This window comes from Pseudomonas japonica, assembly GCF_013522925.1.
Taxonomy (GTDB): domain Bacteria; phylum Pseudomonadota; class Gammaproteobacteria; order Pseudomonadales; family Pseudomonadaceae; genus Aquipseudomonas; species Aquipseudomonas japonica_A.
In genome coordinates, this window is sequence record NZ_JAAMQU010000004.1 from 145196 (window position 1) to 161336 (window position 16141).

Annotated in this window: 12 protein-coding genes; 5 read left to right on the forward strand and 7 right to left on the reverse strand. The window is 62.9% G+C overall.

The window, feature by feature from the left end; all coding sequences use genetic code 11:
- Nucleotides 1–12: 12 nt before the first annotated feature.
- A complete protein-coding gene (locus G7016_RS07780; protein WP_181112467.1) occupies nucleotides 13–1185 on the forward strand; it encodes an MFS transporter in 1173 nt (390 codons plus the stop codon).
- Nucleotides 1186–1314: 129 nt separating this feature from the next.
- Here G7016_RS07780 and G7016_RS07785 read toward each other — a convergent pair whose 3' ends face one another.
- Nucleotides 1315–2784: a glyceraldehyde-3-phosphate dehydrogenase gene (locus G7016_RS07785; protein WP_181112469.1), complete on the reverse strand. Its 1470-nt coding sequence runs from the start codon at nucleotides 2782–2784 to the stop codon at nucleotides 1315–1317.
- Between the two features lie 207 nt (nucleotides 2785–2991).
- Between G7016_RS07785 and mfd the strand changes: the two genes are divergently transcribed.
- Nucleotides 2992–6453, forward strand: a complete 3462-nt coding sequence (gene mfd, locus G7016_RS07790) for a transcription-repair coupling factor (RefSeq protein ID WP_181112471.1) — start codon at nucleotides 2992–2994, stop codon at nucleotides 6451–6453.
- Nucleotides 6454–6492: 39 nt separating this feature from the next.
- Nucleotides 6493–8790: a DEAD/DEAH box helicase gene (locus G7016_RS07795; protein WP_308812146.1), complete on the forward strand. Its 2298-nt coding sequence runs from the start codon at nucleotides 6493–6495 to the stop codon at nucleotides 8788–8790.
- A 39-nt stretch (nucleotides 8791–8829) separates the two neighbouring features.
- Here G7016_RS07795 and G7016_RS07800 read toward each other — a convergent pair whose 3' ends face one another.
- From G7016_RS07800 to G7016_RS07810, 3 genes are all read right to left on the reverse strand, one after another.
- On the reverse strand, nucleotides 8830–9567 hold the full coding sequence (locus tag G7016_RS07800) for an S-methyl-5'-thioinosine phosphorylase (RefSeq protein ID WP_181112473.1): 738 nt from the start codon (nucleotides 9565–9567) through the stop codon (nucleotides 8830–8832).
- A gap of 2 nt (nucleotides 9568–9569) precedes the next feature.
- Complete coding sequence (nagZ, locus tag G7016_RS07805) at nucleotides 9570–10598, reverse strand: beta-N-acetylhexosaminidase (RefSeq protein WP_181112475.1); 1029 nt, start codon at nucleotides 10596–10598, stop codon at nucleotides 9570–9572.
- Nucleotides 10599–10665: 67 nt separating this feature from the next.
- A complete protein-coding gene (locus G7016_RS07810; RefSeq protein WP_181112477.1) occupies nucleotides 10666–11364 on the reverse strand; it encodes a TetR/AcrR family transcriptional regulator in 699 nt (232 codons plus the stop codon).
- Nucleotides 11365–11550: 186 nt separating this feature from the next.
- Here G7016_RS07810 and lexA point away from each other — a divergent pair, with 186 nt between their 5' ends.
- Together lexA and sulA are read left to right on the forward strand one after the other, a co-directional pair.
- Complete coding sequence (gene lexA, locus G7016_RS07815; protein WP_181112479.1) at nucleotides 11551–12162, forward strand: transcriptional repressor LexA; 612 nt, start codon at nucleotides 11551–11553, stop codon at nucleotides 12160–12162.
- Between the two features lie 13 nt (nucleotides 12163–12175).
- The gene (gene sulA / locus G7016_RS07820; protein WP_181112481.1) at nucleotides 12176–12661 is read left to right on the forward strand and encodes an SOS-induced cell division inhibitor SulA; all 486 of its coding nucleotides are present in this window, start codon (nucleotides 12176–12178) and stop codon (nucleotides 12659–12661) included.
- 19 nt (nucleotides 12662–12680) lie between these two features.
- Here sulA and G7016_RS07825 read toward each other — a convergent pair whose 3' ends face one another.
- From G7016_RS07825 to topA, 3 genes are read right to left on the reverse strand one after another with little or no spacing between them, the layout of a single operon-like run.
- On the reverse strand, nucleotides 12681–12914 hold the full coding sequence (locus G7016_RS07825) for a hypothetical protein (RefSeq protein ID WP_181112483.1): 234 nt from the start codon (nucleotides 12912–12914) through the stop codon (nucleotides 12681–12683).
- Nucleotides 12915–12965: 51 nt separating this feature from the next.
- A complete protein-coding gene (locus G7016_RS07830; RefSeq protein ID WP_181112485.1) occupies nucleotides 12966–13490 on the reverse strand; it encodes a DUF6586 family protein in 525 nt (174 codons plus the stop codon).
- Nucleotides 13491–13534: 44 nt separating this feature from the next.
- Nucleotides 13535–16138 (reverse strand): type I DNA topoisomerase, encoded by a 2604-nt coding sequence (gene topA / locus G7016_RS07835; RefSeq protein WP_181112487.1) that lies wholly within the window; start codon nucleotides 16136–16138, stop codon nucleotides 13535–13537.
- Between the last annotated feature and the right edge of the window lie 3 nt (nucleotides 16139–16141).

Sequence of the window (16141 nt, forward strand, 5' to 3'; positions counted from 1 at the left end):
CACAGTGACGCGATGGCATCCTTCACACTTTTATTGATCATCTTCATTGACGGCCTGGGCACAGCATTGCTGCTGCCTATGCTGCCGTCACTCCTGGACCCTGATAACCCTGCGGGCGTGTTGTTCGGTACTGCATTCACTAGCGCGGCGGTCACGTGGCTCTATGGCGTACTACTGGCCGGCTACGCCTTGGCGATGATGGTGGGCGCGCCGCTGCTGGGCGCGCTTTCCGACCGTATAGGCCGGCGGCCGACGCTGCTGATTGCCGTAGCAGGTTCGGTGGCGGGCTATGCGCTCTGCACATGGTCAGTCAGCCAACGCAGCGTTGTACTGCTAGTGATCGGCAGGCTGATTGGCGGTGCCTTCGCCGGCAGCGTGCCGGTTGCGCAGGCGATGTTGGTACAAACGCCTGGCCAGGCCATGAAACGCATCGGCTGGGTGATGTTCGCCATGACCGCCGGGTTCTTCGCAGGCCCTGCGCTGGCGGGGATCTTGATGGCCGACAATAAGCATAGCGCAAGCCTGCTACCCCCTTTGCTTGTAGCATTGGGGCTTAGCGCAGTGTGCATGGTGCTCGCCACGCTCCTGCCGCCCTCATCGCGCCCAAGCAACCCGGTGGGTCCTTCTTTATCCCGCCAGGTACTGAACGGCTTCAGCTCGGTATCGACGCGTCGGCCGCTTCTCGCCCTGCTATGGCTGCAGATTGGCTGGAATCTGCTTTACCAATACCTTCCGTGGATGCTTGCAAGGAACAGCCAGGCAGTGGGAAGCATCAGTACGTTATTGGCCGTGATTGGAGTGGGCATGTGCGTAGCCTTCGTATGGATGGCCGGTGCCCTGCAGGTGCGCTATCCAGTCCATCGTATCGCGCAGGTCGCCACTGCCGCTTTGGCAACACTCTGTGTGCTACTGGCTGCCAGCCTGGGTAGCCTGATGGCGCTACCTCTGGCCGCTGCGGCGGCGCTGGCCTACGGTGTGGCGTACACCGCCCTTATCGGCCATGCACTAGCCTGCGAGCAGGAAAGCTTGCGTGGTACGGTGCTTGGGGTGGCCGCCTCGCTGGCTGCTGCGGCCGCTGCGGGTACGGCGCTGCTCGGAGGGTGGCTTGGCGCCTGGGGTAATGGGGCCTTGGCATCGGTGAGCGTTATTTCATTGGTGATGAGTTGGGCAGTGGTCAGGAAGTGAGGGGCGGGGGGTTCGCCGGCTGTGCCGGCTCCTACCTTGGATTGAGCTCCGCGAAACATTCACCGTTCAAGCCGCCAAATAAAAAACCCCGACCTTCACAGGCCGGGGTTTTCTTGTTTCAGGCAAACCTTAGTGCGGGAACGCTGGAGGGTTCACGCCCGCCATGTCTTCCATCACACGGATTACCTGGCAGCTGTAACCGAATTCGTTGTCGTACCAGACGTACAGTACAACGCGGTTGTCGTTGCAGATGGTGGCTTCGGCATCGACCACACCGGCGTAGCGGGAGCCTACGAAGTCGGTGGAGACCACTTCGGTGGAGGTCACGAAGTCGATCTGGCGGGACAGGTCCGAGTGCAGCGCCACATAGCGCAGGTACTCGTTCACTTCCTCGCGGCTGGTGGACTTCTCCAGGTTCAGGTTGAGGATGGCCATCGACACGTTCGGCGTAGGTACGCGGATCGCGTTGCCGGTGAGCTTGCCAGCCAGTTCCGGCAGCGCCTTGGCGGCAGCGGTGGCGGCACCGGTTTCGGTGATGACCATGTTCAGCGCGGCGCTGCGGCCACGGCGTTCACCTTTGTGGAAGTTGTCGATCAGGTTCTGGTCGTTGGTGTACGAGTGAACGGTTTCGACGTGGCCGTTGGCGATGCCGAACTTGTCGTTGATCGCCTTGAGCACCGGTACGATGGCGTTGGTGGTGCAGGAAGCGGCCGACACGATCTTGTCTTCAGGGGTGATCAACTCGTGGTTGATGCCGTGAACGATGTTCTTCAGCTTGCCTTTGCCAGGCGCGGTGAGAATCACACGGTCGATACCCGGGCAGGCCAGGTGCTGGCTCAGGCCCTCGGCGTCACGCCACACACCGGTGTTGTCCACCAGCAGAGCGTTCTGGATGCCGTACTGGGTGTAGTCCACCTCGTTGGGCGCCTTGGCGTAGATCACCTGGATCAGGTTGCCATTGACGTTCAGGGTGTTGTGCTCGGTGTCCACCATGATGGTCCCATCGAAGGAGCCGTGGACCGAATCGCGGCGCAGCAGGCTGGCGCGCTTGTTCAGGTCGTCGGAAGAACCCTTGCGAACCACGATCGCACGCAGGCGCAGGCCATCGCCACCGCCGGTTTTCTCGATCATGATGCGCGCCAGCAGGCGACCGATACGGCCAAAGCCGTACAGCACCACATCCTGGCCCTTGCGGTGGCCGGCTTCGGTGGCTTGCTTGCCCACTACATCGGCCAGCTCTTCACGCACGAAGGTTTCGGCGTTGCGGCCATTGCCTTCGGCCTTGAATTTCACCGCCAGCTTGCCCAGGTCTACCGAAGCCGCGCCGAGCTTGAGCTCGCTCATGGCCTGCAGCAGCGGGAACGTCTCGTGGACCGACAGCTCGCTTTCGTCGGCCTGGCGATGGCGGGCGAAGCGATGGGCCTTGAGGATCGCAATAACGGAACGGTTGATCAGGCTGCGGCCATAGATCGAGGTCACCACGTTATTGTTGCGGTAAAGCTGACCGATCAACGGGATCATCGCCTCGGCGAGCGCTTCACGATCGATCCATTCACCAAGACACTGGTCGGGCTTCTGATTCACGGGAACCTTCCACATGTAGGGGTAGAAAAAAGGAGCTACATTATGACTTCGGCCGCTGCGCCAAAGCAATGAGCACCCGTCAGCACGGCTGCATAGACCCCCGCAGCACTTTTAAGTTCTTGGCTGCACAGGCTTTCTTTTACGCGTGCCGCCACTGACAGGCGGCTGCCTGGCCCGTTACAATCCGGCTTTCGGACCTAGTTTCTGGAGCCTTGCCCTACCGTGCCAGTTCTGCGCCTTCCGCCGTTACCATCCGTGGCGAGTTCCGCATCGCCGGTCAAACAGACCTGGGGCAACCTGCCGGGCGCTGCCCTGAGCCTGGCGATCGCCGAGGCCGCCAGCACCGCCAAGCGGTTCACCCTGCTGCTGACGGCCGACAGCCAGGCAGCAGACCGTCTGGAACAGGAGCTGCGCTTCTTCGCCCCCGACCTGCCGGTGCTGCATTTCCCCGACTGGGAAACCCTGCCGTACGACCTGTTCTCGCCGCACCAGGACATCGTGTCCCAGCGCATTGCAGCGCTGTATCGGCTGCCCGAGTTGAGCCACGGCATTTTGGTAGTGCCCATCACCACAGCCCTACATCGGCTGGCGCCCACGCAGTTCCTGCTAGGCAGCAGCCTGGTGCTGGACGTAGGCCAGTCGCTGGACGTAGAGGCAACTCGGGCGCGGCTGGAGGCGGCCGGCTATCGCTACGTGGACACGGTGTACGAGCATGGCGAATTCACCGTGCGCGGGGCACTGATCGACCTCTATCCGATGGGCAGCAAGCTCCCTTACAGGATAGACTTGTTCGACGACGAGATCGAAACGCTGCGCACCTTCGACCCCGAAACCCAGCGCTCCATCGACAAGGTAGAGTCGGTGCGTTTGTTGCCGGCACGGGAATTCCCGTTGCAGAAGGAAGCCGTGACCCGCTTCAAGGCGCGCTTCCGCGAGCGCTTCGACGTGGACTTCCGCCGCAGCCCGATCTTCCAGGACCTGAACAGCGGTATCACTCCGGCGGGCATCGAGTACTACCTGCCATTGTTCTTCGAAAACACCTCCACCCTCTTCGACTACCTGCCACAGGACACCCAGGTGTTCTCGCTGCCGGGGATCGAACAGGCTGCGGAACAATTCTGGAACGACGTACGCAACCGCTATGAGGAGCGCCGGATCGACCCGTTGCGCCCCCTGTTGCCACCCGCCGAGCTGTTCATGCCCGTGGAAGACTGCTTCGCCAGGCTCAAAACCTGGCCGCGCGTGGTGGCCAGCAGCGAAGACCCGGGCAGCGGCGGCGGGCGTGAACGCTTCCCCGCCAGCCCACTGCCTAACCTGGCCATCGAAGCCAAGGCCAGCCAACCGATGGCGGCGCTGGCCAGCTACCTGGATCAGTTCCCCGGCCGCGTACTGTTCACCGCCGAGTCGGCGGGCCGCCGCGAAGTGCTGCTGGACATGCTCGCGCGCCTCAAGCTCAAACCCGTTACCGTCGATGGCTGGCCGGGCTTCGTGGAAAGCGAGGCGCGGCTGGCGATCACCATCGCGCCGCTGGATGATGGTTTGCAGCTGGACGATCCGGCGCTGGCCTTGATCGCCGAGAGCCCACTGTTCGGCCAACGCGTAATGCAGCGCCGCCGCCGTGACAAGCGTGGCGACGTGGGCAGCGATGCGGTCATCAAGAACCTTACCGAGCTGCGCGAAGGCGCGCCGGTGGTGCATATCGACCACGGCGTGGGCCGCTACCTGGGCCTGGCTACATTGGAAATCGAAAACCAGGTCGCCGAATTTCTCACCCTCGAGTACGCCGAGAACGCCAAGCTGTACGTACCGGTGGCCAACCTGCACCTGATCGCACGCTACACCGGCAGCGATGACGCCCTGGCTCCGTTGCACCGGCTGGGCTCCGAGGCGTGGCAAAAGGCCAAGCGCAAGGCCGCCGAGCAGGTACGAGACGTGGCCGCCGAATTGCTGGACATCTACGCCCGCCGGGCGGCGCGCAAGGGCTACGCCTTCAGCGATCCGGCCCTGGATTACGAAACCTTCAGCGCCGGCTTCCCCTTCGAGGAAACCCCGGACCAGCAATCGGCCATCCAGGCCGTGCACGACGACATGCTTGCACCGCGGCCGATGGACCGCCTGGTGTGCGGCGACGTGGGCTTCGGCAAAACCGAAGTGGCCATGCGCGCCGCGTTCATCGCAGTGCATGGCGGCCGCCAAGTGGCAATCCTGGTGCCGACCACCCTCCTCGCCCAACAGCACTACAACAGCTTCCGCGACCGTTTCGCCGACTGGCCCGTGCGTGTTGAAGTGATGAGCCGGTTCAAGTCTGCCAAGGAAGTGTCCGAAGCCGTTGCCGAACTGGCCGAAGGCAAGATCGACATCGTGATCGGCACTCACAAGCTGCTGCAGGATGACGTGAAGATCAAAAACCTGGGGCTGGTGATCATCGACGAGGAACACCGCTTTGGTGTGCGTCAGAAGGAAGCGCTCAAGGCCCTGCGCAGCGAAGTGGACATTCTCACGCTCACCGCCACACCTATTCCGCGCACGTTGAACATGGCCATGGCCGGCATGCGCGACCTGTCGATCATCGCCACGCCGCCTGCCCGGCGGTTGTCGGTACGTACGTTCGTGATGGAGCAGAACAAGAGCACCGTGAAGGAAGCGTTACTGCGCGAACTGCTGCGCGGTGGCCAGGTGTACTACCTGCACAACGATGTGAAGACCATCGAGAAATGTGCCGCGGAACTGGCCGAGCTGGTGCCCGAGGCGCGCATCGGCATCGGTCACGGGCAGATGCGCGAGCGCGAGCTCGAGCAGGTGATGAGCGACTTCTACCACAAGCGGTTCAACGTGCTGGTGGCGTCCACCATCATCGAAACGGGCATCGACGTGCCCAGCGCCAACACCATCATCATCGAGCGCGCCGACAAGTTCGGCCTGGCGCAGTTGCACCAGCTGCGCGGCCGTGTCGGCCGTAGCCACCACCAGGCCTATGCCTATCTGCTTACCCCGTCGCGCCAGCAGGTGACTGCCGACGCGGAAAAACGCCTGGAGGCCATTGCCAATACTCAGGACCTGGGCGCCGGCTTTGTGCTGGCCACCAACGACCTGGAAATCCGCGGTGCCGGCGAGCTCTTGGGCGAAGGCCAGAGCGGGCAGATCCAGGCGGTGGGCTTCACCCTCTACATGGAGATGCTGGAGCGCGCGGTGAAGTCGATCCAGAAAGGCGAACAGCCGAACCTGGACAAGCCATTGAGCGGTGGCCCGGAGATCAACCTGCGGCTTCCGGCGCTCATCCCCGAGGATTACCTGCCGGACGTTCACGCTCGCCTGATTCTATACAAACGCATCGCTTCGGCCATGGACGAAGACGGCCTCAAGGACCTCCAGGTCGAAATGATCGACCGCTTCGGCCTGTTGCCCGAGCCCACCAAGAACCTGATCCGCCTCACGCTACTCAAGCTGCATGCGGAAAAACTCGGCATTCTGAAGATCGACGCCGGCCCTCAGGGTGGCCGTATCGAGTTCGCCGCCGAAACACCGGTCGACCCACTGGTGCTGATCAAGATGATCCAGGGCCAGCCAAAGCGTTACAAGTTCGAAGGCGCTACGCTGTTTAAATTCCAGGTCCCGATGGAGCGGCCGGATGAGCGTTTCAATACCATCGAAAGCCTGCTCGAGCAGTTGGCGAAGGCAACCTGAGCCGATGCGCCGCCAGCCAGATAACAGGGTAGTTGCGCCGTGCTTGTGAACGTGTCCGGCGCCCTGGCGCCGCGCCCCCGCCTGTGGCTGGGGAGCGTGGAGTTCAGCGCATTCGAGCCCCGCAACGGGCGCATGCAACGCCACGTTCAGCATCGGGCGGCGCTGGCGTTCGGCTACGAGGGTGTTTACGTTTCCCCTGCCACCTCCGCAATGCGTGCCGGCCAAGGTGCCGGGGCGCTTAGCCGGGACGTGCAGGCCGAACGCCGCCTGCGTGACCAGCTTGTAAGCCTGGGTTTTCGTATTGCCACCCGGCAAAGCAAGGCGCTGCCGGAGAGCGCAGGCGAACTGTATGAGCTCCCCACGGACAGCGCCTGGTTACGCTTTGTGCTGCAGGACCTGCCCGCGTTGCGCGAGCAAGGCTGGGAAATCGAGTACGGCGAACACTTCAGCTTCCAGCTCACCCCCGTGGACGACTGGTACGCCGTGCTGGATGAGGCCGTGGGGCACGACTGGTTCGACCTGGAAGTGGGTATTGTGGTCAATGGCCAACCCCAGAGTTTGCTGCCTATCCTGCTGAACCTGGTGCGCACGCACCCTGATGTGCTCAAGCCTGCCGCCCTGGCGCGCCGCAAGGATGAGGAGCTGCTCGTGTTGCAGCTACCCGCCGCGCAGAGCAGCAAGCGCGCCCTGCAAGTAGCCCTGCCCTACGGGCGGCTGAAGCCGGTACTCGCAGTGCTGGGCGACGTGTACCAGCACGAGGCCGGCGCGACCCGGCTGCGGCTGCCCACGCCCGATGCATCGAGGCTTAACGCCTTGGCAGACATGCCCCTGCGCTGGGAGGGCAGTGACCGGCTACGCCAACTCGCTACCCGGCTGGGCGATATCCACAGCCGCAACGCTCCTTCCCCGGCGGGCCTGAATGCCACGTTGCGCGACTATCAGCTGGATGGCCTGAGCTGGATGCAAAACCTGCGCGAGCTGGAAGTCGGCGGGATCCTGGCGGATGACATGGGCCTGGGCAAAACCCTCCAGGCGCTGGCGCACGTAGTGACCGAGAAGAACGCCGGGCGGCTGGACCGACCCGTGATGGTGGTGATGCCCACCAGCCTGATTCCGAACTGGCAGGATGAAGCCGCCCGCTTCGCCCCTGGTTTGCGCGTGCTCACCCTACAGGGCGTGGGCCGCCGCAAGCACTTCGAGCACCTTCATGAATATGACCTGCTGCTGACCACCTACGCACTGTTGCCAAAGGACGTAGAGCGTATCGGCCAGCTCAAGCTTCATGTGCTCATCCTCGATGAGGCGCAGTACATCAAGACGCCCGGCAGCAAGGCTGCGCAAGCGGCACGCCGCTTCGACGCCCGGCAACGCCTGTGCCTGAGTGGTACGCCGCTGGAAAACCACCTGGGCGAGCTATGGTCGCTGTTCCATTTCCTGATGCCGGGCTGGCTGGGCGACAGCAAGGCGTTCAACACCCATTACCGCGTGCCGATCGAGCGCCATGAGGATCAGGAGCGCTTGCAGCACCTCAACGCCCGTATCAAACCCTTCCTGCTGCGCCGCACCAAGGAACAGGTAGCGACCGAACTGCCCGCCAAGACTGACATCATCCAGTGGGTGGATCTCAACACCGCCCAACGTGACCTGTACGAAACGGTACGGCTGGCCATGGACCGCAAGGTGCGCGCGGAGATCAGCCGCAAGGGCATGGCGGGTAGCCAGATCATCATTCTTGAAGCCCTGCTCAAGCTTCGCCAGGTGTGCTGTGACCTGCGCCTGGTGGACAAGCAACGCGCCTACGCGCCAGGCGGCAGTTCCGGCAAGCTGGAAAGCCTGATGGAAATGCTGGAGCGGCTGATGACCGAGGACCGGCGGGTGCTGGTGTTCTCCCAGTTCACCTCGATGCTGGAGCTGATCGAAGCCGAACTGCAACAGCGAGGCATGGACTACGCGCTGCTAACCGGCGCCAGCCGCGACCGCCGCGCACCGGTGGAGGATTTCCAGCAGGGCCGCAAGCGGATCTTCCTGATCAGCCTGAAGGCGGGTGGCGTAGGCCTTAACCTCACCGCCGCCGACACGGTTATTCATTACGACCCCTGGTGGAACCCCGCGGCCGAGCAGCAGGCCACGGACCGTGCCTACCGCATTGGGCAGGACAAGCCTGTGTTCGTGTTCAAGCTGATCACCCGGGGCACGGTAGAAGAGAAGATCGCCCAGCTGCAACAAGAGAAAACCGCCCTTGCTGCGGGCGTGCTCGACGGCCACCACGCAGCAGACTGGCGATGGCAACCGGAAGATATCGAAGCGTTGCTGGAGCCGCTGCCGGACAAGCGCTGAGGCTACCGGCGCCGGCCCCGGCCCCGGGGCGGGGTCTAATCAGGCTGCCAGCACCCTGCCCAATACGCCTCTCACCTTGCCGATCCCCTGGTGCAGGGCTTCCTCGATTTCCGCCATGGTAATCACGTCGGTACTTTTGCCCGCAGCCGGGTTCACCACCAGAGCCAGGCAGGCATACGCCAGATCGATTTCCCGGGCCAACGCTGCCTCCGGCATGCCGGTCATGCCAACGATGTCGCAGCCGTCGCGCTCCATCCGGGCAATTTCGGCGACGGTCTCCAGCCGTGGCCCCTGGGTGGCGCCGTACACGCCAAAGTCGCTGAACCCATGCCCCTCGGCGGCCAGCGCGGCAATTAGTTGCTGGCGTACGGGCTCGCTGTAGGGGTAGCTGAAGTCGATGTGCGTGACCTGCTCCAGGTCGTCGGCGAAGTAGGTATGCTCACGCCCGCTGGTGTAGTCGATCACCTGATGCGGCACGCAAAAATGCCCCGTGCCCATCGCCGAATGAATACCGCCTACCGCATTCACCGCCAGCACCGCCTCGGCGCCGGCCTGCTTCAGCGCCCACAGGTTGGCCCGGTAGTTCACTTTGTGGGGAGGAAAGCGGTGCGGATGACCGTGACGAGCCAGAAACAGCACTTCGCGGCCTGCGTATTCGCCCACCAGCACCGGCGCGGACGGTGCGCCGTAAGGGGTTTCGATGTCTACCGAGCGGTGTATTTCCAGCCCATCAAGTTGGGTAAGCCCGGTGCCGCCAATGATTGCGTACGTGGTCATGATCAAGCTCCAGGCTCAAGCAGGCCCGCCCGGCGAAGCGCACCCAGCGCTTGGAGCCAGCGAGGCTGCTGCCGATATTCAAGGGAAGGGTGAGCGCGGCGGCGCATGCCTGCCAGCCGCGCGGGTGGGGTTACGCCAAGGCGCTGGGCAGCGACCAGGGCCAGCTCGGCGGCGGCGCGGTCGTTGCACACCAGGCCCATGTCACAGCCGGCGCTCAGCGCAGCTTCGATGCGAGCGGCCGAGTCGCCTGCAACGTGAGCACCCGCCATGGACAGGTCGTCACTGAAGATCACACCCTCGAAGCCCAGCTCGCCTCGGAGGATTTCCTGCAGCCAGCGGCGCGAGAAGCCCGCGGGGCGTTCATCCACCGCTGGATAGATCACATGGGCCGGCATCACCGCCGCCAGCCTGGCGCGCAGCTGAATGAACGGTTGCATGTCGCCCGCACGCAGGGTTGGCAGGCCGCGCTCATCTACAGGGATGGCCACGTGGGAATCGGCCTCGGCCCAACCATGGCCGGGGAAATGCTTGCCACATGCGGCCATGCCCGCCTGATTCATGCCATCGATGAACGCCCCGGCCAGAGTGGTTGCCGTTTGCGCGTCGCCGTTGAACGAACGGGCCCCGATCACAGCGCTGCGCCCGTAATCCAGGTCCAGCACCGGCGCGAAGCTCAGGTCCAGCCCTGCGGCGAGGACTTCGGTCGCCATTATCCAGCCGCAATGGGTGGCAAGCACTTGCGCATCAGCGCCTTTCGCGGCCTGTGCTATACGGCCCATGGCTGGCAGGCGGACAAACCCTCGGCGCAAGCGCTGCACGCGGCCCCCTTCCTGGTCCACGGCGATGATCAGGTCCGGCCGTATGGCGCGGATGCTGGCGCACAGGTCACGCACCTGGCGTGGGTGGTCAATGTTGCGAGCAAAGAGGATGAGCCCGCCCACCTGGGGCTGGCGTAGCAAGTGGCGGTCTTCGGCGGTAAGCCAGGTGCCGGCAACGTCGACCATCAGAGAGCCTTGAAGGCTGGCGCTCATGGGAAATCCTTGGGAAAGCAGCGGGGTCGCTACTTTACCCAATCCGGACCGGGCTGTCGTGTGCGGCTCAGGCCTTGGCCGGCGCTTTGCTGCGGGGGCGCAATTGCGCAGAAGACATGGCAGGGTCGCTTACACCGCTGTCGGCACGCATGCCGGCCGCCAGGAACGGCACCATCAACCGCATGACCTGCTCGATGGAGGTGTCCACCCCGAAGTCGTTCTCCGCGATCGCCCTCAGCGCCTTGATACCCGACATGCTGAACGCCGCCGCCCCCAGCATGAAGTGCACCCGCCAGAACAGCTCGAGCGCCGGGATGCCCGGTGCAGCTTCATTCACCAGCAGCATGTAACGACGGAATACCTTGCCGTACATGTCTTCCAGGTAGCGCCGCAAATGGCCCTGGCTCTCGCTGAAGGCCAAGCCAAGCAAACGCATGAAAATGGACAGGTCATTATTGCTGCGCGGCTGTACCGACAGCGCCTGATCCACCAGGATTTCCAGCAGTTCTTCCAGGCTGGCCTTGTGCTCGGGGCGGGCGGCGCGGCGCTCCAGCTCCCGATCGAGGCTGGCGCAGAATGGCCCCAGGAACCGTGAGAACACGGCCTGGATCAAGGCCTTTTTAGACCCGAAATGATAATTGACGGCGGCCAGGTTGACCCCCGCCTTGCTAGTGATCAGGCGCAGGGACGTTTCGGCGAACCCCTTCTCCGCGAACAGTTGTTCGGCGGCATCGAGAATGCGCTCGACGGTTTCCGACTGTGCCATGGGTGCTCCGGCTGACAAACAGGTGTTTGAAACATACGTTTGGCCCGCCCGCGTTGTCAAGCTGGCCGCGCATTTTCCAGCCATACGGCCGCGCTTTCAAGCAGCGAAGCGCCAGCGGAAAGGATTGCCAAGCGCTGCATACTGTATATAATTCCAGGCACTGTATAAAAAGCCAGAGCCAACGCCATGCAGAAACTAACGCCACGCCAGGCCGAAATCCTTGCCTTCATCAAGCGTTGCCTCGATGACAACGGCTTCCCGCCCACCCGCGCCGAAATCGCTCAAGAGCTGGGCTTCAAGTCCCCCAACGCCGCCGAGGAGCACCTCAAGGCGCTGGCCCGCAAGGGCGCCATTGAAATGACCCCAGGTGCATCCCGTGGCATTCGTATTCCCGGCGCCGAACCGCGCTCGGCCAACGATACCTCGTTGCCGGTCATTGGCCGTGTAGCGGCCGGCGCCCCGATTCTTGCCGAACAGCATATCGAGACCACGTGCGATATCAATCCGGCCTTCTTCCATCCACGCGCAGACTACCTCCTCCGCGTGCATGGCATGAGCATGAAGGATGTGGGCATCTTCGATGGCGACCTGCTCGCGGTCCATACCTGCCGAGAAGCGCGCAACGGCCAGATTGTCGTCGCTCGCATCGGCGAGGAAGTAACCGTCAAGCGGTTCAACCGTGTCGGCCACAAGGTTCAGCTGCTGGCTGAAAACCCGGAATTCGCGCCTATCGAAGTGGACCTGCGCGAGCAGGATCTGGTGATCGAAGGGCTTAGCGTTGGCGTCATACGCCGATAAACAGGAGGCGACAATGCAGTTTTCCACGATAGTGCCCAATAACGCCCAGCATACCCAGCTGTCGTTGTTCGAAGCCTTTATCGCGCCGCCCGGTCAGGCTTTTCAGAAAGCCCCTGTAGAAGGCTGGCCAAGCCAGGCACCCGAGGTGTTCAGCGAGCTGAGCCTTCGGGGGGCAACGGGAAACTGCCTTAGCCTGTTGGCACCGATGCTACGGGAGCTGAGCGAGGGGGAGCATATGCGCTGGCTCACGCTGGTAGCGCCGCCGGCCAGTTTGACCCAGAACTGGCTACGCGATGCCGGGCTCAACCGCGAACGCATCCTGCTGCTGCAACCACGGGCTAATCAAACGCCCCTGCAGTTGGCCTGCGAAGCACTGCGCCTTGGTAAAAGCCATACAGTAGTCAGTTGGGTCAACCCGCTGAATACAAACGGGCGCCAGCAGCTTGTGACCGCCGCGCGCCAGGGCGACGCGCAAAGCCTGAATATCCGCTTGGGCTGAAGCCCAACGGCCGCCGGCGTTAGTGAAGTACGCGCGGCCCGTCGTCGTGTTCGAAATCCCCTTCGACCAGCTTGCCGGCCATTTGCACGCCCACGCTCAACATGGCCTTGGCGACTTCTACGTGCTGGCCCTGGAGAAAGGCCTTGGCATCGTCGGAGAAGTTCAAGGTAACCAGCGAACCTTCGTCTTCAGCGCGACGCAGCTCGATCCGGCCATCCGGAAGTTCGACGATTTCAAGAAAAGACGTAGACATGACGTGAGGGATCTCCGGGAAAGGCGGTTATTGTAACATTCAGTGAGCTAATCAGCACTCACTTAGCCCATCCCGGAACCGGACCGCCAGGGATTTCAACTGTTGGCGCCACTCCTCCAGCTCGTCCCGCCCCAGTGCGGGCGGTTCCTCGGGCTCATCAAGGCTTACTGCCTGGATCAACGGTTGGGTGACGTCCTGCTTGGGCTTGCGTGGCGCGCGTGGCGGTTGCCACAGTGCGCTGTATTCGTAAAGCAGCCTGGCCAGCCAGGTTGCCCGGTTGCCTGCAAGCTCCACCAACTCCCCCAACTGCGGGTTAGGCGCGGCCGCCAAGGCTTCGGGCGTGAGAAACCGCTCCGCCTTTGGCGAGTCGGCGTCGTTCAGCCGGTAGTACCCTGCAATTTCATGGCATAGCCCCAGCAGCCCACCGTAAAGATGGAACAGCACTGCCTCACGCTCTGCTTGAGCGAGCGCAGCTGCATTCATGGCAGCGCCCTGCTCCGCCCGCCCCAGCGCCTCAAGGGCCAAGCCTGCGAAATAGAGCTTCTGGTTGGTGCGGGTATACAACTCATGTGCCATGGGAACCTCCGAAAAAATGAACGGGGCACTGTGGCCCCGAGCATTCAACGCTTGTCTTCGACCTTCCAGGCCGTGCCATCGAAGAAGGCGCGCCAGCCGGTAGGCTTGCCATCGACTTCGGTCTGCACGTACTGCTCTTTGGTCTTGCGGCTGTAGCGTATCACCGAGAAGCGGCCTTCGGGGTCCTTCACGGGTGCGTCAAAGAGGAAATGATACTTGGGATCGATCTCGTCCTTGTGAGGCAACAGCTCGCGCACCAGGGGCGCGCGGGTTTCCCGATTTTTCGGGAACTGGCTCGCGGCCAGGAACAGGCCCGAGGCGCCGTCACGCAACACGTAGGTGTCGTCCACCTTCTCGCACTTCAACTCCGGCATCTTCACCGCGTCCATCTTGGGCGGCGCCGCTTCGCCGTTCTTCAGCAGCTTGCGGGTGTTCTTGCAGGACGCGTTGGTGCAACCGAAGAACTTGCCGAAACGGCCGGTCTTGAGCTGCATTTCGCTGCCGCACTTGTCGCACTGGATGCTCGGGCCTTCATAGCCCTTGATACGGAAGCTGCCTTCCTCGATTTCGTAGCCGGCGCAGTCCGGGTTGTTACCGCAGATGTGCAGCTTGCGCTTCTCGTCCAGCAGGTACGCATCCATCGCCGTCGCGCAGATGGGGCAGCGGTGCTTGTTCAGCAGTACGCGGGATTCGGATTCGCCCTCGTCGTCAGCAGCGATCTCGTCGCCGGGCACCAGGTTGATGGTCGCCTTGCAACGTTCCTTGGGCGGCAGGCTGTAGCCTGAGCAACCCAGGAAGACGCCCGTGGATGCGGTACGGATCATCATCGGCCGGCCGCACTCCTTGCACGGAATGTCCGTGAGGGTTGGCTGGTTGGCGCGCATGCCGTTTTCGCTGGCCTCGGCCACTTCCAGTTTTGCGCGGAAGTCCTCGTAGAACTCGTCCAGCACGTTCTTCCAGTCCCGCTCGCCGTGCGCAACGTCGTCCAGGTGCTCTTCCATGCCCGCGGTAAAACCGTAGTCCATGAGGTTGGAGAAGCTTTCGCCCAACCGCTCGGTCACGATGTCGCCCATCTTTTCCGAATAGAACCGACGGTTATGCAGCGTCACATAGCCACGGTCCTGAATGGTGGAAATGATCGCAGCGTAGGTCGATGGCCGGCCAATACCGCGTTTTTCCATTTCCTTGACCAAGCTGGCTTCGGAGTACCGCGCCGGTGGCTTGGTGAAGTGCTGGGTGGGGTCCAGCTCAAGCAGCTGCAGCTTCTCGCCCTGGGCCATTTCAGGCAGCACGTCGTCTTCGCCCGGCTTGCTCACCTGCGGCAGTACTTTGGTGTAGCCGTCAAACTTCAGGATGCGGCCCTTGGCGCGCAGTTCAAAGTCTCCAGCCGCCACAGTAAGCGTGGTGGACAGGTACTGCGCCGGTGGCATCTGGCAGGCCAGGAACTGGCGCCAGATCAGCTCGTACAGCCGTTCTGCGTCGCGCTCCATGCCGTTGAGCTGCGAAGGGTGCAGGTTCACGTCGGACGGGCGGATCGCCTCGTGCGCCTCTTGGGCCCCTTCCTTGCTGCCATAGACGTTCGGCGTTGCCGGCAGGTACTGCTTGCCGAAGTTGCCTTCGATATAGGCACGTGCCATGTCCAACGCATCCACCGACAGGTTGGTGGAGTCGGTACGCATATAGGTGATGTAGCCAGCTTCGTACAAGCGCTGGGCCATCATCATGGTTTTTTTCACGCCAAAGCCCAGGCGGTTACTCGCCGCCTGCTGCAGTGTGGACGTAATGAACGGCGCCGACGGCTTGCTGCTGGTCGGTTTGTCCTCGCGCTTGGCCACGGTGTAGCTGGAGGCCTTGAGCTTCTGCACGGCCGCCATGGCTTGGGTTTCGTTGAGTGGCTTGAAGGCTTCGCCGTTCTCGCGCGCTACTTCGAAGCGCACCTTGGCCTTGCTGCTGGCGAGGTCGGCGTGCAGCTCCCAGTACTCCTGAGGGATGAACGCACGGATTTCACGCTCGCGCTCCACCACCAGCTTCACGGCGACGGACTGCACCCGCCCGGCGGACAAGCCACGAGCGATTTTCTGCCAGAGCAGGGGCGATACCATGTAACCCACCACGCGATCGAGGAAACGCCTCGCCTGCTGCGCGTTCACACGGTCGATATCCAGCTCGCCTGGCTGCGAGAACGCTTCCTGGATGGCCTTTTTGGTGATTTCGTTGAACACCACTCGCTTGTAACGCGAATCGTCGCCGCCGATTGCCTCGCGCAGGTGCCAGGCGATGGCTTCCCCCTCGCGGTCAAGGTCGGTTGCGAGATAGATGGTGTCGGCATCCTTGGCGAGCTTGCGCAGCTCGTCGATGACCTTCTCCTTGCCGGGAAGGATTTCGTACTTGGCCTTCCAGCCATGGTCGGGATCGACCCCCATGCGCGCTACCAGCGTACGCCGCGCCTTTTCACGCGGTGTTAATGCCGGGGCCTCGCCCGCCGCCTTGGCCTTGCGGGCGGCCGGCTCCTTGGAGGTGGACGAACCGCTGGTAGGCAGGTCACGGATGTGGCCGATACTGGACTTCACCACGTACTGGTTGCCCAGGTACTTGTTGATCGTCTTGGCCTTGGCCGGGGATTCCACAATGACCAGCGATTTTCCCATGGA